The 18,647-nt window shown below is 46.4% G+C and carries 17 protein-coding genes; 5 read left to right on the plus strand and 12 right to left on the minus strand.

From position 1 onward, the window contains the following. The first annotated feature begins 21 nt into the window (after positions 1–21). From FD967_RS07110 to FD967_RS07125, 4 genes are all read left to right on the plus strand, one after another. Positions 22–1,434, plus strand: a complete 1,413-nt coding sequence (locus tag FD967_RS07110; protein ID WP_215325279.1) for a circularly permuted type 2 ATP-grasp protein — start codon at positions 22–24, stop codon at positions 1,432–1,434. A 15-nt stretch (positions 1,435–1,449) separates the two neighbouring features. Continuing rightward, complete coding sequence (locus FD967_RS07115) at positions 1,450–2,433, plus strand: alpha-E domain-containing protein (protein WP_215325280.1); 984 nt, start codon at positions 1,450–1,452, stop codon at positions 2,431–2,433. 8 nt (positions 2,434–2,441) lie between these two features. Then, on the plus strand, positions 2,442–3,239 hold the full coding sequence (locus tag FD967_RS07120) for a transglutaminase family protein (RefSeq protein WP_215325281.1): 798 nt from the start codon (positions 2,442–2,444) through the stop codon (positions 3,237–3,239). A gap of 61 nt (positions 3,240–3,300) precedes the next feature. Continuing rightward, positions 3,301–4,161: a proteasome-type protease gene (locus FD967_RS07125; protein WP_215325282.1), complete on the plus strand. Its 861-nt coding sequence runs from the start codon at positions 3,301–3,303 to the stop codon at positions 4,159–4,161. A gap of 82 nt (positions 4,162–4,243) precedes the next feature. Here FD967_RS07125 and ppsA read toward each other — a convergent pair whose 3' ends face one another. After that, positions 4,244–6,643 carry a phosphoenolpyruvate synthase gene (gene ppsA, locus FD967_RS07130; RefSeq protein ID WP_215325283.1) on the minus strand — a complete coding sequence of 800 codons (2,400 nt, stop codon included), beginning with the start codon at positions 6,641–6,643 and terminating at the stop codon, positions 4,244–4,246. Between the two features lie 106 nt (positions 6,644–6,749). Here ppsA and FD967_RS07135 point away from each other — a divergent pair, with 106 nt between their 5' ends. Further along, positions 6,750–7,577, plus strand: a complete 828-nt coding sequence (locus tag FD967_RS07135; protein WP_215325284.1) for a pyruvate, water dikinase regulatory protein — start codon at positions 6,750–6,752, stop codon at positions 7,575–7,577. A gap of 14 nt (positions 7,578–7,591) precedes the next feature. On the opposite strand, the gene FD967_RS07140 is transcribed toward FD967_RS07135, so the two are convergent. From FD967_RS07140 to FD967_RS07190, 11 genes are read right to left on the minus strand one after another with little or no spacing between them, the layout of a single operon-like run. After that, positions 7,592–8,416 (minus strand): RNA methyltransferase, encoded by an 825-nt coding sequence (locus tag FD967_RS07140; protein WP_215325286.1) that lies wholly within the window; start codon positions 8,414–8,416, stop codon positions 7,592–7,594. Between the two features lie 8 nt (positions 8,417–8,424). Further along, positions 8,425–9,018, minus strand: coding sequence for a ribonuclease HII (rnhB, locus tag FD967_RS07145; RefSeq protein WP_215325288.1), 594 nt, complete (start codon positions 9,016–9,018; stop codon positions 8,425–8,427). Then, positions 9,015–10,217 (minus strand): lipid-A-disaccharide synthase, encoded by a 1,203-nt coding sequence (gene lpxB / locus FD967_RS07150; RefSeq protein WP_371819282.1) that lies wholly within the window; start codon positions 10,215–10,217, stop codon positions 9,015–9,017. Before lpxB ends, rnhB begins: the two co-directional genes overlap by 4 nt. Positions 10,218–10,227: 10 nt before the next feature. Further along, positions 10,228–11,025, minus strand: coding sequence for an acyl-ACP--UDP-N-acetylglucosamine O-acyltransferase (gene lpxA, locus FD967_RS07155; RefSeq protein WP_215325292.1), 798 nt, complete (start codon positions 11,023–11,025; stop codon positions 10,228–10,230). Beyond that, positions 11,025–11,474, minus strand: coding sequence for a 3-hydroxyacyl-ACP dehydratase FabZ (gene fabZ / locus FD967_RS07160; RefSeq protein WP_046330453.1), 450 nt, complete (start codon positions 11,472–11,474; stop codon positions 11,025–11,027). The genes lpxA and fabZ overlap by 1 nt, the downstream gene beginning before the upstream one ends. Before the next feature lie 50 nt (positions 11,475–11,524). Continuing rightward, entirely contained in the window at positions 11,525–12,580 is a 1,056-nt protein-coding gene (gene lpxD, locus FD967_RS07165; protein ID WP_215325294.1) for a UDP-3-O-(3-hydroxymyristoyl)glucosamine N-acyltransferase, read from the minus strand. A gap of 5 nt (positions 12,581–12,585) precedes the next feature. Continuing rightward, a complete protein-coding gene (locus FD967_RS07170) occupies positions 12,586–13,113 on the minus strand; it encodes an OmpH family outer membrane protein (protein ID WP_215325296.1) in 528 nt (175 codons plus the stop codon). Positions 13,114–13,131: 18 nt separating this feature from the next. After that, on the minus strand, positions 13,132–15,480 hold the full coding sequence (gene bamA, locus FD967_RS07175; protein ID WP_371819283.1) for an outer membrane protein assembly factor BamA: 2,349 nt from the start codon (positions 15,478–15,480) through the stop codon (positions 13,132–13,134). After that, positions 15,477–16,610, minus strand: a complete 1,134-nt coding sequence (locus tag FD967_RS07180) for an RIP metalloprotease (protein WP_215325297.1) — start codon at positions 16,608–16,610, stop codon at positions 15,477–15,479. The genes bamA and FD967_RS07180 overlap by 4 nt, the downstream gene beginning before the upstream one ends. A gap of 12 nt (positions 16,611–16,622) precedes the next feature. Further along, entirely contained in the window at positions 16,623–17,813 is a 1,191-nt protein-coding gene (gene ispC, locus FD967_RS07185) for a 1-deoxy-D-xylulose-5-phosphate reductoisomerase (RefSeq protein WP_215325299.1), read from the minus strand. Further along, on the minus strand, positions 17,813–18,640 hold the full coding sequence (locus FD967_RS07190) for a phosphatidate cytidylyltransferase (protein WP_215325300.1): 828 nt from the start codon (positions 18,638–18,640) through the stop codon (positions 17,813–17,815). Before FD967_RS07190 ends, ispC begins: the two co-directional genes overlap by 1 nt. Positions 18,641–18,647: the final 7 nt, after the last annotated feature.

Below are 18,647 nucleotides of genomic sequence, written 5' to 3' on the forward strand. Positions count from 1 at the left end.
TAAAGGCATTAGTTTGTAAGTATGAAATTGCCTTTTGATGAAATGCTCGACGCCAGCGGAAAAGCCCGTCCCCATTACCAAATTTTCCACAATTGGCTCAAGCAGCAAAGCGATACACTGATGGGCCTCAAGCGCGCTGAAGCTGATCTCATCTTCCGACGAGTTGGCATTACCTTCGCCGTCTATGGAGATGATCTGGGATCTGAGAGGACCATTCCCTTTGATCAAGTCCCCCGCATCTTTACTGCCAAAGAATGGGAGCAGCTAGAAGCTGGCTTACGTCAACGGGTTAAAGCACTCAATCGCTTTATCTACGACGTGTATCACGAAGAAGACATTATCAAAGCAGGCATTATTCCCGCTGAGCAAATTTATAACAACGCGCAATACCGACCGGAGATGCGCAACGTGAATGTGCCACGGGATATTTATGCACAGATCGCCGGAATTGATATTGTGCGAGCTGGTGAGGGTGAGTTTTATGTCTTAGAAGATAACTTGCGTGTTCCGTCTGGCGTCTCTTATATGGTTGAAGATCGCAAAATGATGATGCGACTCTTCCCCGACCTGTTTCAACAGTATCGCGTTGCCCCTGTCGAGCACTATCCTGATTTTTTGTTGGAATGTTTGAAGTCAGTTAAACCCAATGATGTCAAAAAGCCTAACGTCGTAATACTCACTCCAGGCATGTACAACTCTGCCTATTTTGAGCACAGCTACCTAGCCCAGCAGATGGGTGTTGAACTAGTTGAGGGCAAGGACTTGTTTGTAAAGAACGAGCAAGTCTTTATGCGCACCACCCAAGGACCTGAGCGGGTTGATGTCATTTACCGTCGAGTCGATGATGACTTCTTGGACCCTCTTGCATTTCGCTCCGACTCGACTTTAGGTGTTGCTGGGCTACTCTCCGCACATCGCGCAGGCAATGTGACTTTGGCGAATGCCATTGGTACCGGTATTGCTGATGACAAATCCATCTACCCCTATGTGCCCGATATGATTGAGTTCTATTTGGGCGAGAAACCGATTCTCAATAACGTGCCGACTTTCCAATGTCGTAAGCCAGATGATCTTGCTTACACCCTAGCAAATTTAGATAAGTTAGTAGTGAAATTAACGCATGGTGCCGGCGGTTATGGCATGTTAGTGGGGCCAGCCTCTAGCACAGCAGAGATAGAGGAATTCCGAAAACATCTGATTGCCAACCCAGATAAATACATTGCCCAGCCAACACTTGCGCTATCTACCTGCCCAACTTTTGTTGAGTCTGGTGTTGCACCCCGCCATATTGATTTGCGCCCATTTGTTTTATCGGGCAAAACCATCAAGATGGTGCCAGGCGGACTTACTCGTGTTGCCCTCAAAGAAGGTTCTTTAGTCGTGAACTCCTCACAAGGTGGCGGCACCAAGGACACCTGGGTACTCAAAGAATAAAAGGGATAAGTCAATATGCTAAGTCGTACCGCTGATTGCCTTTACTGGATGGCCCGCTACACAGAACGTGCAGAAAATACTGCTCGCATGTTGGACGTCAATCACCAAACCTCCCTCCTCCCACAGCCTGCAGAGTTTTTAGAGCAAAGCTGGAAGAAGCTCCTGACGATCTCTAAGCTGGAAAAATTATTCCTAGAGAAATACGATGTAGTTACTCGTGAGAATGTCTTGGATTTTATGATTTACGAGACCAGTAATCCATCAAGCATCGTATCCTGCTTATTTGCTGCCCGTGAAAATGCCCGTGTCATTCGGGGCAAGATTACTTCTGAAGCATGGGAAACCCAAAATACTACTTGGCTGGAATTACAGCGCATTCTGGAAGCTCGTAATCAAACTGACCCAAGCAGATTGCTGGAATGGGTAAAGCACCGCTGTCATTTATTTAGAGGCGTCATGCATGGCACTATGCTCAAGAATGAAGCCTTCTACTTCATGAATGTCGGCACATTACTTGAGAGAGCCGATAACACCGCCCGTATTTTAGAAACTAAATATGAAGGTCAAGCAGCCCTGAAGGTATTACGTAAGGACAAGGAGGGCAAATTAGTTGATGAGACCGATGGGAATTTCTTTGATTTCTATCACTGGGCCGCCCTACTGCGCTCAGTATCTGCATTTGAGATCTATCGGCAGATTTACTCTGATCAAGTAACACCCAAGCAAGTTGCCCAACTTTTAATTTTTAATAAACAGATGCCGCGCTCATTAGTGTGCTGCGTTAATGAACTCATTCCTTTAATTGCAGAAATGAAAAATCAGCAATCCAAAGAAATTGAGCGCCTGCTTGGAAAACTCAAAGCAAGCTTAGATTATTCCGATATTGATGAAGTTTTTTCTCAAGGGCTGGAAGAGTTCATTAAGGAGTTCTTAGAGCGCATCAACTATATTGCTGATGAGTTCAGTAATGCCTATCTCATACCATTAGCCGTAGCTTAAAGATCACCATGCACCTGAAGATTCGTCATCGCACAGAATATCGCTATGAAACACCAGTACGCTACTCAATCCAAGAGCTACGCCTAACACCTCCCGATGTAGCAGGCCAATCTATTGAAAAGTGGAAAGTCAGCACCCCTATTAAGACAAGTAGCTCACACGATGCTTTTGGTAATCTGTATAGCGTTTTTGTGCAAGAAAACGCATACACCTCGATGATAATTGAGGCAGAAGGCGAGGTCATGACACAAGATGCTTTTGAGTTCCTAGATGAGCCCAAGGCAGTTTCGCCCTATCACCTCCTTCAGCAAACTAATCTAACTGAGCCTACCGCAGCAATGCTGGAGTATTTCTCATCATCCCTACCCAAGAAGAACTCTATTGATGAGGTATTGGAGTTAGCTGCGGCAGTCCAGCGGGAAATTTTGTATTTCCCAGGGCAAACGAATTCCGCAACCACTGCCGCCCAATCTTTTGCTATGAAATCCGGTGTTTGCCAAGATCATGCACATATCATGCTCGGCCTTTGTCGCACCTCTGGCATTCCAGCGCGTTACGTCAGTGGCTACTTCTTCGCGGAAGATTCGCCCAACCTAGCAAGCCACGCCTGGATAGATTTTTGCACCGACATTGATAAAGGACTTTGGCTGAGCATTGATATCACCAATGCGTGCTTTACTGATGCACGCCATGTGCGCTTGGCGATTGGGAGGGATTATTACTCGGCAGCGCCCGTTAAGGGTGTGCGATCTGGCGGGGGTGGCGAAGAGTTAAGTGCCAGCATCTCGATTACTCAAATGAACTAAAGCAGTCCTTGATAGAGTCAAGTAAGAGATAATTCAAAGAAATAATTAAAGGGACAGCAGGATGACGTATTGCGTTGGACTTTGCCTAAAAGATGGCCTGGTGTTTTTGTCGGACACCCGCACCAATGCGGGCGTTGATCAAATCGGCACCTTCAGAAAGATGTCCTTATTCCAAAAGGATAAAGACCGTTTTTTTACCCTGATGAGTGCTGGTAACCTTGCCATTACTCAGGCCGTTAAGGAGATTCTGTTACAAGGCCAACTTTTTAACGGGAAAAATTTATGGAATGTGGAAAGCACCCACGATGCAGCAGTGGTCATTGGTGATGCCATCAAGCAGGTTTACGACAGAGACCATCAGGCGCTAGAAAAAGCAGGCATTGATTTCAATTGCAATCTCATTTTTGGTGGACAGATCAAAGGCGAGCGCCCAAGACTGTTTAATATTTATTCAGCCGGTAACTTTATTGAAGCTACGCCTGAGACTTGTTACTTCCAGATTGGGGAATCTAAATACGGTAAGCCGATTCTAGATAGAGTCATTGCTTTCGATACTCCGCTGAATTTGGCCACCAAGTGTGCGCTAATTTCCATGGATTCCACCCTCAATAGTAATATTTCTGTTGGCCTGCCACTAGATCTATTGGTTTACGAAAAAAACTCCTTGCAAGCAAGCAAGCTGGTCACCATGGATGAGTCCAATCCCTACTTCAAAATGATTCACCAGTTGTGGGGCGAGAAATTACGAACTGCATTTAACTCGATTGCAGAACCCAGTTGGTCTGGAGCAACCCCATCGCGCTCGATTGCATTGCCTGCCAAAAAAATGAGTGCAGTACCTATTCATCGCAGTAGCAAGGTCCCCAAGAAAATAGTTAAAGCCAGCCCCAAAAAAGCAGTGTCTGCAAAAGCTAAGCGATAGTTCGGTTGGTCACTACAAAACAAAATGCCTAGATTTGCATCTAGGCATTTTTTACATCATACTCATGATTAGCGATTGAGAGTTAAGCTTCTTTCTTACCCAACATTTCCCAAGTAGCTACTACGCTGTCTGGATTGAGGGAGATCGAAGTAATGCCCTTAGCAACCAACCAACGCGCAAAGTCTGGATGATCTGAAGGACCCTGACCACAAATACCAACGTATTTATTTTGCTTAAGGCAAGCTTCAATCGAGCGCGCAATCATAAACTCCACTGCAGGGTCGCGCTCATCAAAGTCAATCGCCAACAATTCCATACCGGAGTCACGATCTAGGCCCAAGGTTAACTGAGTCATATCATTCGAGCCGATTGAGAATCCATCGAAATGCTCAAGGAATTGGTCAGCTAAGATCGCATTAGAAGGAATCTCGCACATCATGATCAGACGCAGACCATTCTCACCACGCTTAAGGCCTAACTTTGCCATCATGTCGATGACACGCTCAGCTTGCTTGATGGTGCGAACAAACGGCACCATGATCTCGACGTTATCCAGACCCATATCCTCGCGAACACGTTTCATCGCAGCGCACTCCAAAGCAAAGGCTTCGCCGAAATCCGCTGATACATAACGGGATGCACCACGGAAACCAAGCATTGGATTTTCTTCATCTGGCTCATAACGTGAACCACCGATGAGCTTCTTGTATTCATTTGACTTGAAGTCAGACAAACGGACAATCACGGGTTTTGGATAGAAAGCAGCGGCAATCGTTGCCACACCCTCAACCAATTTATCTTCATAAAACTGTCGTGGGCTTGCATAGCCACGAGCAACGCTCTCTACCGCGCGCTTGAGATCAGGATCAATATTTGGGTACTCCAAGACAGCACGGGGGTGCACACCAATATAGTTGTTGATGATGAACTCGAGGCGAGCCAAACCAACACCAGCATTTGGAATTTGGCAGAAATCAAAGGCCAACTGAGGGTTACCAATGTTCATGGTGATCTTGACTGGGATCTCTGGCAATACACCACGAGAAACTTCAGTCACTTCAGTTTCAATCAAGCCATCATAAATATGACCCTCATCACCTTCTGCGCAAGATACGGTAACCATCATGCCGTCTTGCAAATGCTCAGTGGCATCACCGCAACCCACCACTGCAGGAACACCTAACTCACGAGCAATAATCGCTGCGTGACAAGTACGACCACCACGATTAGTGACAATCGCAGAAGCGCGCTTCATCACTGGCTCCCAGTTAGGGTCAGTCATGTCAGCAACCAATACGTCGCCCGGCTGCACACGATCCATCTCACTTGGGTCACGAATAACCCGAACTGGGCCCGCACCAATCTTTTGACCAATCGCACGACCTTTAGCCAATACCTTTGAGCTACCTTTTAACTTGTAGCGCATCTCCACTTGACCAGCAGCTTGACTCTTCACCGTCTCTGGGCGTGCTTGCAGGATGTAAATACGGCCATCTTGACCATCCTTACCCCACTCGATATCCATTGGACGACCGTAGTGCTTTTCAATGATGACTGCGTATTTTGCTAATTCAGTAATGTCAGCATCTTCCAAGGAAAAACGATTACGTTTTTCTGGAGCAACATCTACAGTCATTACCTTCTCAGCAGAACCTGCTGGGGCAAATTGCATCTGAATCAACTTGGAACCTAAAGAGCGGCGAATAATCGCCTTTTTGTCTTTTGCCAGGGTAGTTTTAAATACATAAAACTCATCTGGATTCACTGCGCCCTGTACCACTGTCTCACCTAGGCCATAGCTTGAAGTGATAAACACCACATCTTCGAAACCAGACTCAGTATCCAAGGTAAACATCACACCAGCTGCGCCAAGGTCTGAGCGCACCATACGCTGGATACCAGCAGATAGCGCTACTTCAGCGTGGGCAAAGCCCTTGTGAACGCGGTAAGAAATCGCACGGTCGTTATATAAAGAGGCAAATACTTCACGAATCTTCTTTAGAACATCATCAATGCCTTCAACGTTCAAGAAAGTTTCTTGCTGTCCGGCAAATGAAGCATCAGGCAAGTCTTCTGCCGTAGCAGAAGAGCGTACGGCAAACGAGCCTTTGCCAGAATCGTCTAACTTCTTAAAAGCAGTACGAATCTCTTCATCAAGACGCGTCTGGAATGGTGCAGTCTCAATCCAACCGCGGATTTCTTTTCCAGCCTCGGCTAGCGCACGCACATCATCAATGTTCAGATTTTCCAAACGCTGTTGGATTCGCTCGGTCAAGTTGTTGTGTTCCAAGAAATCACGAAACGCTAGTGAGGTAGTGGCAAACCCAGTAGGCACACGTACACCCGTGGAGGACAACTGAGAAATCATTTCACCAAGTGAGGCATTCTTACCGCCGACTGATTCAACATCCGTCATGCGGAGTTGCTCAAAAGGCAGAACATAGGCATTTGCTACATCGTTACTTTGTTGTTGGTTGGACATAAAATACTCTCTAAGGATAAGGAAACTGGTCGAGCGGCCGGATAAAATACGGCATACTTCATTAACTACATATTGTAGTGCTGACCAAGACCTCTAGGCCAATCTCATGTCTCTCCAAACTCGTATTGTTTTTATTGTTTCTGATGGCACCGGCATTACTGCCGAGAACTTCAGCCAATCGATTTTGGCGCAATTTGAGGCCACTTTTAAGCATATTCGGGTGCCTTTTGTGGACAGCATTGAAAAAGCCCACGATGCGGTCTCTAGCATCAATCAGGCAGCCTCTAAATATGAGGTTCAGCCCATTGTTTTTACCACTTTGGTGAATCCCGAACTGAACACCATTGTCGGCAAAGCCAATGGCCTGATTTTGGATATGTTCCAAACTTTTGTGGCGCCTTTGGAGCAGGCTCTCGGGGTTAAATCAACCCATGCGATGAACCGTCTCCACCACAATGCAGATACTGAGGCCTACAAAAACCGGATAGAGGCCATTAACTATTCCTTAGCCCACGATGATGGTCAATCCAACAAAAATCTAGCTGAGGCCGATGTCATTTTGGTAGGTATATCGCGGGTAGGCAAAACACCAACTAGCCTTTACTTAGCCATGCAATATGGCATGAAGGCAGCAAACTACCCTCTTATTCCAGAAGACTTCGAGCGTGGGCAGTTACCCAAAGATTTAATCCCGTATCGCAGCAAGATTTTTGGCCTCATGATCGATGCCGAACGCTTGTCAGAGATTCGTAATGAGCGACGACCTGGCAGCAATTATGCTAAGTTAGAAAACTGCCGCTACGAGATTAATGAAGCCACCGCCATGATGAAAAAAGAATCCATTCCTTGGGTGGCTACGACGAGCAAATCGATTGAAGAGATTGCGACTACTGTCTTGCAATCCATGAAGTCGGATAAAACAATCTTAGGCTAGTGCAATAGCTAGTTTTAGTTGCGGCGAATTCTCACTGTTTCAAATAGACAGATTGCTGCAGCAGTAGATACATTCAGCGATTCGACTCTTGGATCAATCGGAATGGAGACACCTTTGGCTTGTGCCATGAGATCTTCAGAAACGCCCTGGCCTTCACTTCCCATTATCCAGGCAACCGGATGGATCAACACCTTAGGCATATTAAAGAGATCGAACTCAGCATCGGCAGCTGCAGCGAGCAAAGGTGCAGTCACTGCACTGAGCACTTGCTGAGATGACCAACCTTCATAAAGATCGAGCAAGCGATGGGCGCCCATGCCAGCTCGCAATACTTTGCTTGACCATAGGTGGGCACAACCGGATAGTGCAATTACTTGAGTAAAGCCTGCTGCTGCGGCAGTGCGCAAAATAGAGCCCACATTCCCAGCATCCTGAATGCGATCCAAAATAATGACATCCCCCTCAAGCGTAGCAACCGACTTTTGAGGGTTCAATGCAGATTGAGGAAGGTCCAGCAAGCCTGCAATCTGCGGCGCATTGACCAGATCACTGAGCAAATCCCATAAACCTTTATCCAATTGATAAACGCGAGTCTCAGGGCAAATTTCTACATGGTCATAGACAGCCTGAGCAATCTCTGGATTTTGCAAACCCAACTCAGAGGTAATTAATGTCTTGAGTGCTGGATCACCCACCCAAGTTTGTACTAAATGGATGCCTTCTAACAAAGCTTGCCCACAAGCAAATCTAGCCTTTTGACCCTTAGGACCAGTAGCTTGCAATTGACGAATTTCCTTAAACAAGGAATTGTCTTTTGAGCTGATAGATTCAATTTTCATAGTTGGGATTATCGACTATGCAGTGCCAATACATTACGTACGGGAGAAAAGCTACGGCGGTGTTCATCGCATGCGCCGTATTCCTTTAGTGCAGCGAAATGGACTTCAGTTGGATATCCCATATGCTGAGCAAAGCCATATTGGGGATGCAGTTCATGCAAGGCCATCATTTGACGATCACGTGTGACCTTTGCCAAGATAGAGGCGGCTGAGATTGCCGGCTCTTTAGTATCGCCCTTAACTATAGCCTCAGCTGCTATGGGAAGTTCAGGACAGCGATTGCCATCAATCAAGGCTTTATCTGGCCAGCCGCCTAAACGTGTAGTGAGATCTTCAATTGCGCGACGCATTGCCAACATCGTCGCTTGCAAAATATTGATCTCATCAATCTCAGCTGGACTCGCCTCACCAATACCCCAGGCTTTGGCCTTTAACTGAATTTGCTCAAACAAAAACTCACGTCTTGCGGCCGATAGCTTCTTAGAATCTTTTAATCCGCTAATGGGGTCATTGGGATCCAGTACGACGGCACCAGCAACTACTGCTCCCGCAAGTGGACCACGTCCTGCTTCGTCGACACCACATACCCAAATCAGGCTCACACAATAACCCGATGTTTTGCGGCGGCAATGGTTTGCGCCACTGCCTGTGCAACCAATAAACCCGTGGGTCTGCGCAAGGTCTCATGCATTTCTGCAAAACGGGTTTTTAGTTGAGCGACTTTACTAGGATTGTTTAACCAAGCTAGTAAGGCATCGGCTAACTGATTCGGAGTAGCATCGTCTTGTAGAAGTTCAGGGACAACAAACTCACCGCAAAGAATATTTGGCAAACCAACATACGGTAGATAGCCCTGTCGTTTCATAATCTGCGCAGTCAACCAAGGTACCTTATAAGAGATCACCATGGGCTTTTTCCAGAGCGCCGCCTGTAATGTTGCGGTTCCACTAGCAATCAGCACAACATCGGCAGCCTCAAGCACTGCATCGGCCTCACCATCAATTAGATAAATTTTGAGATCAGGATTTTTCTCGAGAATACTTTTTAACAGCAACTCTAGCGGTACCCGTAGGCGTGGCGTGGCCACTGGGATTACAAAATGCAGAAGTTGTCCTGGCATACGATTTACAAGCTCTAACATCGTCTCAAAAAAGACTGGCGCAATCAGCTCAATCTCAGAGCCGCGACTACCCGGTAATACAGAGACAACTATTCCACTCAATGTATTGTTTGGCAGATGTAAGATTTTTTCTATTTTTAGCTTAGCGCTTGCTGGATTTGGCTCAAGCGGTATTTCACTGGCCAGCGGATGCCCAACATAAGTTGCACTAATACCAGCACGCTCATAAATCTCAGTTTCGAATGGGAAAATACAGAGCATTCTCTCAACAGCTTGCTTGATCTTAGTAATGCGCCCTGCTCTCCAAGCCCAAATCGATGGAGAAACAAAATGTAAAGTCGGAATTCCAGCTTTGCGCAAAGCTAACTCAACGCCTAAATTGAAATCTGGTGCATCAATACCGAGATATACATCTGGGCGGCCTTCGCCCGTGAAATTGGCAATCAACTCTTTACGCAACTTCAGAATAGCGGGTAACTGTTTAATTGCCTCAACGTAACCACGAACACTTAATGTCTCCATTGGCCAATCTGAACGCAGGCCCTCTGCCTGCATACGAGGACCACCAATACCATAGACCTCCAGATTAGAGGTGTCGGGGATCTGCTTTAGTGCACTTAATACTGGCGCTGCCAGCAAGTCACCCGAAGGCTCTCCGGCAACACAAGCAAGCTTAGACACTAGATTTGCTCTATCGAATAATGCCGCGCGTAGAGGCGGCAATAAAGTCATGGAACTCTGTCAGCTTTTCTGCAGTTTGGGCATCGGATGCACTAGCGAGCACCATCTTCTGAATCTCCACCTTAGCTTCTTCAAAGCTGAGACCATCTTTATAGAGAATCTTATATGCCTGACGTAATGCAGAAATCGTTTCGCTTGAGAAACCACGACGCTTTAGACCCTCTACGTTAATTCCATGAGGAGAGGCTTTATCACCAGCCGCAATCACAAACGGTGGGATGTCTTGCACTAGTGCAGAAGCACCACCCAACATAGCATGTTGACCGATACGTACAAATTGATGCACGCCAGACATGCCCCCCATAATCGCCCAGTCACTCACTTTTACGTGGCCTGCAATTTGTGCGTTGCTTGAGAAAATCGTATGGTTACCGATTTGGCAGTCATGTGCAATGTGCACATAAGCCATGATCCAGTTGTCATCACCCACTCTAGTAATGCCCTCATCCTGCGATGTACCCGTATGAATGGTTGTGAACTCACGAATCGTGTTGCGATCTCCAATAATCAACTGGGTAGGTTCGCCACGGTATTTCATATCCTGAGGAGCGCCACCAATAGCAGCGAAGTGGGCAAAGTTATTTTCTTTGCCGATCGTGGTGTAACCCTCGATCACAGTGTGAGAGCCAATCTTGCAAGCAGCGCCAATTTTGACGTTTGGTCCAATGACGGAGTACGGGCCAATCTCGACGTCGCTGGCGATCTCAGCTTTACTATCAACTACAGCAGATGGATGAATCTGAGTCATTACGCACCTTTCGTACGAACGGCACAAGTGATATTCGCTTCGGCAGCCAACTCGCCATCCACGGTAGCTTGCACTTGGAACTTATAAATACCAGCACGTTCACGCTCTAACTTAGCCGTCATGATCAATTGATCACCAGGCAATACCGGCTTCTTAAAGCGAGCACCATCAATACCGGCAAAATAATAAACCGCATTTTCTTCACGCACTTCGGAAAAGGTCAGGAGTGCTGCTGTTTGGGCAAGCGCCTCAATAATTAAAACCCCCGGCATTACCGGAAAATCTGGGAAGTGCCCTTGAAAGAAGGGCTCGTTCATGGTGACGTTCTTGAGTGCGGTAATACTTTGACGAGGCTCAATCTCCAATACGCGGTCAACTAATAGGAATGGATAGCGATGTGGTAATAGCTTCAAAATTTGATTGATGTCGATAGCGATTGGTTTGCTCATGTATTTACCTGCTGAATAAAGTTTCTAGATTTTGTAATATGGCGAAGAAGCTATTTAGATTTATCTAATAATCGTAAGCGTTGACGGATTTTATCGAGTCCCCGCAGAATTGCCGCATTTTTCTCCCAAGCGCTATGGGGCATTGAAGGATAAACGCCCGTGTAATGCTGTCCCGGCTCAGTAATCGAACGAATAATTGAGGTATTACCCGATACTGTTGTTCTATCTGCAATAGTCAGGTGACCAGCAAAATTGGCTGCACCACCAATAATGCAAAAGTTACCAATCTTGGTGCTTCCTGAAATGGCAGCACAACCAGCAATCACGCAGCAATTGCCTACCACGACATTGTGAGCAATTTGAACTTGGTTATCAATCTTGGTGCCATTGCCGATGATGGTGTCACTCATGGCGCCACGATCGATTGTGCTTGACGCGCCCACCTCGACATCATTGCCAATGACAACGGCACCCGTTTGCGGGATCTTGACCCACTCAGCTCCCGTAGCAGAAAAGTCAGGAGCAAACCCAAAACCATCCGCACCAATGACCGCTCCGCTATGAATAATGCAGCGCTCACCAAGCTTGGTTTCTGAATAAAGGGATACATTGGGATAAATCAAAGTATCGCTACCGATACTCGAGTTTCTAGCAACAGAAGTATTTCCTAACAAGACAACTCGCTCGCCTAATTTAACCTCAGGGCCGATTTGCACAAATGGTCCGATGTGACATGAAGCTGGAATACTAACGCTAGAATCAATGGCGGCACTGGGATGCACTCCAGGCGCATAAACAGGTGCAGAAGCCATGGCAAAGTGCTGCGCCATTCTGGCAAAAGTAGCGTAAGGGTTTTTAGAGACAAAAAATACTCGCCCTGCCGAGGAGCCTCCAGGATTTGCCTGGAGAAAATCTAAATCCGCCTTACTGACAATCAAACCACCTGCAGCACTGTCACTAGCTTGTTGGCGATACAGCGGATTCGAAAGAAAGGAGATTTGACTGGATTGGGCTCGCTCGAGAGGGGCGAGGCCTTGAAGCGAGAAGGAGCCGTCCCCCACCAAGCTTACTTGAAACTGTTCGGCCAGCTCGATGGCGGTGGGCATAAAACTTACTTAAGACTATTCAAGGCCTTGATGACATCATCAGTAACATCAACCTTGGGATTGGCATAGGCTGGATCTTGAATAATGACATCAATTTTTCTTTGGTCAGCAATTTGTTTGAGTGCTTGATTCGCTTTTTCAGCAATCTTCGCACGCTCTTCAAAGTTACGCTGATTGAGGTCCTCGGTATACTCGCGCTGTTTGCGCTGCAATTCGCGATCCTGATCAGCCAACTCACGCTGACGACGTGCACGCTCAGCCTCAGACATAACCGCTGAATCACGATCTAACTTTTCTGCAGCAGATTTAATTTTTTGGGCGCTGTCACGAATTTCGTTTTGGCGCTTTGTAAATTCATTCTGCAACTTAGTCTGGCTAGCTTTAGCCATGTTGGATTCGTTGAATACTTTTTCAACGTTCACAGCCGCAACCCGAGTTCCAGCATCTTGAGCAAATGCCGACGGCAAAGCAATGAATGATGAAACAGCAATTAAGCTGTACTGAATCCATTTGGAAGATTGATGAAGTTTCATAAAACTTTCCTTAAACAATTAAAACGCTGTACCCACTTGGAACTGCAAACGTTGGATGTTATCCGTCGGCAATGATTTGATCGGAATACCGTAACTAAACTTGAGCGGACCCAATGGTGATATCCATGATAAACCCAAGCCATAAGAATATCGCAAGACAAGATTGATATTCTCGTTATAGACATTACCGCCGTCTACGAAACTAAATACCCGCAGGGTTTTATCAATACCAGAACCAGGAACTGGCACGGTGTATTCAACGTTGGTGACGATTTTAGACTGTCCACCAGTAGGTTGATTAAGTCCTATGGCCGTATTGTAATAAGTCGGTCCTAGTGAGCCGGGTGCATAGCCGCGAACGGAGCCAATACCACCAACGTAGTAATTTTTGGTAATCGGGAATGGGTACTTGCCGTAGGCCTCACCATAACCAACTTCGCCGTTAAAGGACAAGATGTTGCCTTTAGAAAATGAATGGTACTTTTGATACTGCCCGAATAAGCGATAGAACATCATATTGCCGGCAGGAGTACCCACCTCCGCATTCAGTTGCTGCAATGACCCGGTTGAGGGAATGAGTGCGCTGTCACGCCCATCGCGCGACCAGCCAACAGTTATTGGAACATTGTAAGTAGTTAATGTCGCGGGATAGCCAGGAGCTGCAATTCCATAATCCTGCATGTAGGTCAAGTAACCCACAGGCGTATTAGAGCTAGATTTAATTTGAAACGCCTCAATACCAGTACCAAAGAATACTCTATCAACTTCCGTATAAGGGACGCCAAATTTTATATTTGAACCAACAGATTTAATTTGGTAATCAGGATCGCCAGTGTAGTAAAGCGGCCTGGATGAGCGGTAGTACAAATCGGTATAGCGGCTGATACCCTCTTCCGTAAAGTAAGGGTCATAGTTAGATAAGGCTAAGCTTTGGTTAATTTTACCCAAAGAGGCGTTGAGGCCAACTGCGGTTCCCGTACCAAAAGCATTTTCTTGATTAATACCCGCTGAGAGGATTAATTTTTCAGTTGAAGAGAAGCCTGCACCAAGAGTCACTGCACCTGTTGGTTTTTCAGTTACCTTAACGTTCACATCAACCTGGTCTGCGGATCCAGGAACATCTTGTGTGGAGACATCGGTCTCAGTAAAGTAACCCAAGCGGCCTAGACGTTTCTTAGATAAATCAATCTTATCGCTATCGAACCATGAGCTTTCAAACTGACGCATTTCACGTCGAATCACCATGTCTCGAGTCTTTGCATTGCCGCTTACATTCACCTGACGAACATAAACACGGCGACCTGGGTCAATCACTAAAGTAAGGTCAACCTCGCTCAATTCACGACGAATATCTGGCTGCGGGTTAATGTTCGCAAAAGCATAACCATAGGAACCCAAAATCTCAGCAATAGCCTTAGTGCTCTCAGTTAACTTAGCTGATGAGAATGTATCACCCGGCTTAAGGGTCACAAGCTGAATTAGCTCAGCCTCTTTACCAAGCAACTCACCAGCCAAGCGAATATCTTTAACTGTGAACTTATTCCCCTCACGAATGCTGATGGTGAGGTAAATACCTTTTTTGTCGGGTGTGATGGAAACCTGAGTAGATTCGATAACAAACTCAAGGTAGCCTCGATTGAGGTAGTAAGAGCGAATACTCTCTAAGTCAGCAGTGAGCTTTTGCTTGGAATATAAGTTGTCTTTGCTGTACCAGGACAACCAACCGCCAGTCTTGAGTTGCATCTCACTTTTTAGAGTGCTCTCACTAAATACATTATTACCGATAAAATTAATCTCTTGAATCTTGGATACAGGACCTTCATCAATATTGAAATAGACGGCAACCTGATTTCTCTCAAGCGGGGTAACGGTTGCAACCACTTCAGCGGCATACATACCCTTACCAACGTAAGCGCGTTTTAGCTCTTGTTCAGCCTTGTCAATCAAGGCTTTGTCGTAGAAGCGGGCCTCAGCAACGCCAACTGCCTTCAGCGACTTACGGATATTTTCCTGGTCAAACTCTTTCATCCCAGTAAATTCAATACGGGAGATAGTGGGACGCTCTTCAACGATCACAATCAAAACATTGCCTTGAGCCTGAATCTGTACGTCTCGGAAAAAACCGGTGCTATACAGGGCTTTAATTGCTTCAGCACTCTTCTCTTCGGTAAAGGTGTCACCCACCTGAACGGGTAAGTAACTAAATACCGTGCCCGGCTCCACTCGCTGCAAACCCTCTATTCGAATATCTGTAATAACAAAGGTGTCAGCAGCTTGAGCACTAATACAAAAACCCGCCGCAAGAATCAGAGCGACTTGCGCAACAAACCGAGTTACGGAGCGAAAAAGGGGGATCAGAAAATTCAAGATGAAAGGTAGCGTTGCAAATCGTTAAACAAGGCTAGCAAGGAAAGCGATATCAGAAGCAAAAAACCCACTTTTTGGAGCTTTTCCTGAAGTGACAAAGATATTCGCTTACCAGCAACCAACTCCCATGCATCATACAGGAGCTGACCCCCGTCGAGCATTGGTAAAGGCACTAAATTCAAGAGTCCAATACTGATACTCATGAGCGCTAAAAAGGCTACAAATGGCTGCCAGCCGACCTGGGCAGACTTACCTGCCATATCAGCAATACTTAAGGGTCCACCGAGCTGCTTTAAGGTCGTTTTACCCGTAAATAAACCCAACATAAGCCTTACGGAGACTTTGGTTATCAGAGAAACCCGCTGATATGCAAAACCTAAGGCATCTATCGGCCCTAACTTGAGCTCCATCCACTCCGAGGGTGAGCTCACTTGGGGAAACAAGCCCAGCGCCTGAAATGGGTCGGATTCAGGTTCAATAAGCGGTAAATCGCCCTGCCCAAAGGATTTGACGTGACGGGCACCAGCGGCATCCTGGATTTCTAGGGCAAAGCCTTGCTCACCGGTAATCGCATTTAAGAGAAGCCAACGCAATGCATTCCAACTTGGAACTGAGTCAAATTCTTCAAGAATGGGGGCGCCGTTGTGGTCAGATGAAAGGGATTGCCAACCAACAACCTGATCACCTGCCGCTATACCTAGTTTTGCAGCAATCGATTGCTCGGGTGGAGCTTGAAGTCGAGCGGGAAGCTGAGGCACACCCGAAACATAAATCACTGAGAACAAGATGACTGCCAACAGAAAGTTGGCAAAGGGTCCTGCGGCCACAATCATAGAGCGTTGCCATAGGGGCTTGACATCGAAGGATTGGGGGCGTTCTTCTGTTGGAATCACTTGCTCACGATCACGGCCGTCCAGCAATTTGACATAGCCGCCCAAAGGAATGGAAGCAAGAACCCACTCAGTGCCGTTACTAGCGTGATAAGTAAATAGTGGCTTACCAAATCCTAGGGCAAAGCGAAGTACTCTAACTCCACACAAACGAGCTGCTAGAAAATGGCCGTACTCATGAAAGCTAACGAGTACACCAAGTGTGACTAAGAATGCGGCAAGAGTGATTAAGGCCTGCATCAAAAGACCAATCTATTTCTGAAGGTCGTCAATAAATTGATTAGCAACTTGACGAGCCTGAGCATCAGCCCCAAGAATGATTTCTAAGGAATCTGCTGGGTCTGATGGCAAGACATTTAAGCAGTACTCTACCACCTTCGGAATGCTTAAGTAAGGCAACCCACCCCCTAAGAAAGCTGCAACAGCAACTTCATTGGCAGCATTTAATACGGCAGGCGCAGTTCCACCTGCTTTTGCAGCAGCAAAGGCCAAACTCAAACAAGGAAATTGAGCAAAATTCGGCTCTGTAAAACTGAGGCCACTTAACTGCGTCAGATTCAAAGGAGCAACACCAGCATCAATACGTTCAGGCCAAGCCAATCCATAGGCAATCGGAGTACGCATATCAGGTTGCCCCATTTGCGCCAAGACTGAGCCATCGCGATAACGCACCATCGAGTGCACTACGCTCTGCGGATGAATCAAAACCTTAATTTTTTGTAGTGGCAAGCCAAACAACCAAAAAGCCTCAATGACTTCAAGACCTTTATTCATCATTGTCGCGGAATCAACCGAAATCTTTCGACCCATTACCCAATTCGGATGGGCGCAGGCTTGATCAGGTGTAATGCCAGCTAAATCTGCGAGGGGTCTATCCCTAAAGGGTCCGCCAGAAGCAGTTAACCAAAGCTCTTCAACGCCTAAATGAACAGACGGGGTTTTTGTGAAGCGATCAGGTAGACATTGAAAAATCGCATTGTGCTCGCTATCAATCGGCAGCAATTCGCCGCCGCCCGCTTTCATCGCCTGCATAAATAAATTACCCGACATTACTAACGCTTCTTTATTAGCGAGCAATACTCGCTTACCTGCTTTTGCTGCCGCCAAAGTAGGGACTAGGCCGGCGGCTCCCACAATAGCTGCCATCACGGTATCGCAACCCGATTCTGTTACTGCGCTGACCAGAGCTTCAGGTCCATAGAGAACTTGAGTGGAAATCTTTTTCTCTTGCAAAAGTTGACTCAGTTGAGCGGCGCCATCAGCGTCAGCCACCACTGCAATAGCAGGCTTAAACTCGATACATTGCTCTGCTAAACGCTCAATTTGTTTTGCAGCAGTCAGAGCTACTACTGTAAAGCGATCGGGATGAGCACGGATTACGTCTAAGGTATTAACACCAATCGATCCAGTAGACCCTAAGATAGCAAGCTGTTTAGGAGACATTAAATCAACCCTGCTAGTAATGCAGCAATCGGCATTGTTGGAATGAGTGCATCAACGCGGTCTAGAACGCCACCATGACCCGGCAGTAAATGACTGCTGTCTTTAACGCCAGCCAAACGCTTTAACTGAGATTCAAATAAATCCCCAAAGACACTGAACGCTGTTAATGCTGTCACCATCAGGAACATCGGCACCCATCCAAATTGAATAGCCCAAGCACCAAATAAAGTGTCGCCTAGCGGTAAATACGTCACACATAAGAATGCGTAGAGATAACAAAGCAGTAAACCGCCTAGCGCACCCTCAATCGACTTCCCCGGGCTAATGCTCACGGCTAGCTTATGCTTACCAAAAGCTTTACCAACAAAATACGCACCGATATCAGCAACCCAAACCAAGGCCATCGTTGTTAATAAAAAGATTAAGCCCAACTCACGCAAGAAGACTAAAGCAAACCAAGTTGCCGGCAGAATGATCAAACCGACAATGCTGTAAAAAGGTTTGAATTTTTGAAGCGAGAGATTCATTCCTTTGGCTAAGATGAATGGCGCTACGAAAAACCAAAACAAGACCGCCATCATGAGCAAAGAAAACTGCCATGCAATTGCTTGCATTCCTAGCAACAATAAAATAATGACCAAACAAAAAACAGCATAGAGCCACGCAGCCTTCTTAGCTTCCGGAGCAATCATGCGACTCCATTCCCAAGCAGCAGCAACTAAGGTAATTAGGAAAAATATACCCAAGTAAATTGGTGGCAAGAAAAATAAAATGGGTAATAGCACCGCCATTAAGATGGTGGCAGTAATGATTCGGGTTATTAGCATGGGGAAA

It is taken from the genome of Polynucleobacter sp. JS-Mosq-20-D10, from assembly GCF_018687755.1.
Taxonomy (GTDB): domain Bacteria; phylum Pseudomonadota; class Gammaproteobacteria; order Burkholderiales; family Burkholderiaceae; genus Polynucleobacter.

Bases quoted from the DNA above. Each gene is read 5' to 3' on its own strand.
- lpxD (WP_215325294.1), bottom strand. From the start codon at position 12,580: ATGCCCACCGCCATCGAGCTGGCCGAACAGTTTCAAGTAAGCTTGGTG.
- ppsA (WP_215325283.1), bottom strand. From the start codon at position 6,643: ATGTCCAACCAACAACAAAGTAACGATGTAGCAAATGCCTATGTTCTG.
- FD967_RS07125 (WP_215325282.1), top strand. From the start codon at position 3,301: ATGACGTATTGCGTTGGACTTTGCCTAAAAGATGGCCTGGTGTTTTTG.
- FD967_RS07115 (WP_215325280.1), top strand. From the start codon at position 1,450: ATGCTAAGTCGTACCGCTGATTGCCTTTACTGGATGGCCCGCTACACA.
- FD967_RS07140 (WP_215325286.1), bottom strand. From the start codon at position 8,416: ATGAAAATTGAATCTATCAGCTCAAAAGACAATTCCTTGTTTAAGGAA.
- FD967_RS07120 (WP_215325281.1), top strand. From the start codon at position 2,442: ATGCACCTGAAGATTCGTCATCGCACAGAATATCGCTATGAAACACCA.
- FD967_RS07190 (WP_215325300.1), bottom strand. From the start codon at position 18,640: ATGCTAATAACCCGAATCATTACTGCCACCATCTTAATGGCGGTGCTA.
- FD967_RS07170 (WP_215325296.1), bottom strand. From the start codon at position 13,113: ATGAAACTTCATCAATCTTCCAAATGGATTCAGTACAGCTTAATTGCT.
- lpxA (WP_215325292.1), bottom strand. From the start codon at position 11,025: ATGACTCAGATTCATCCATCTGCTGTAGTTGATAGTAAAGCTGAGATC.
- FD967_RS07110 (WP_215325279.1), top strand. From the start codon at position 22: ATGAAATTGCCTTTTGATGAAATGCTCGACGCCAGCGGAAAAGCCCGT.
- ispC (WP_215325299.1), bottom strand. From the start codon at position 17,813: ATGTCTCCTAAACAGCTTGCTATCTTAGGGTCTACTGGATCGATTGGT.
- fabZ (WP_046330453.1), bottom strand. From the start codon at position 11,474: ATGAGCAAACCAATCGCTATCGACATCAATCAAATTTTGAAGCTATTA.
- FD967_RS07180 (WP_215325297.1), bottom strand. From the start codon at position 16,610: ATGCAGGCCTTAATCACTCTTGCCGCATTCTTAGTCACACTTGGTGTA.
- FD967_RS07135 (WP_215325284.1), top strand. From the start codon at position 6,750: ATGTCTCTCCAAACTCGTATTGTTTTTATTGTTTCTGATGGCACCGGC.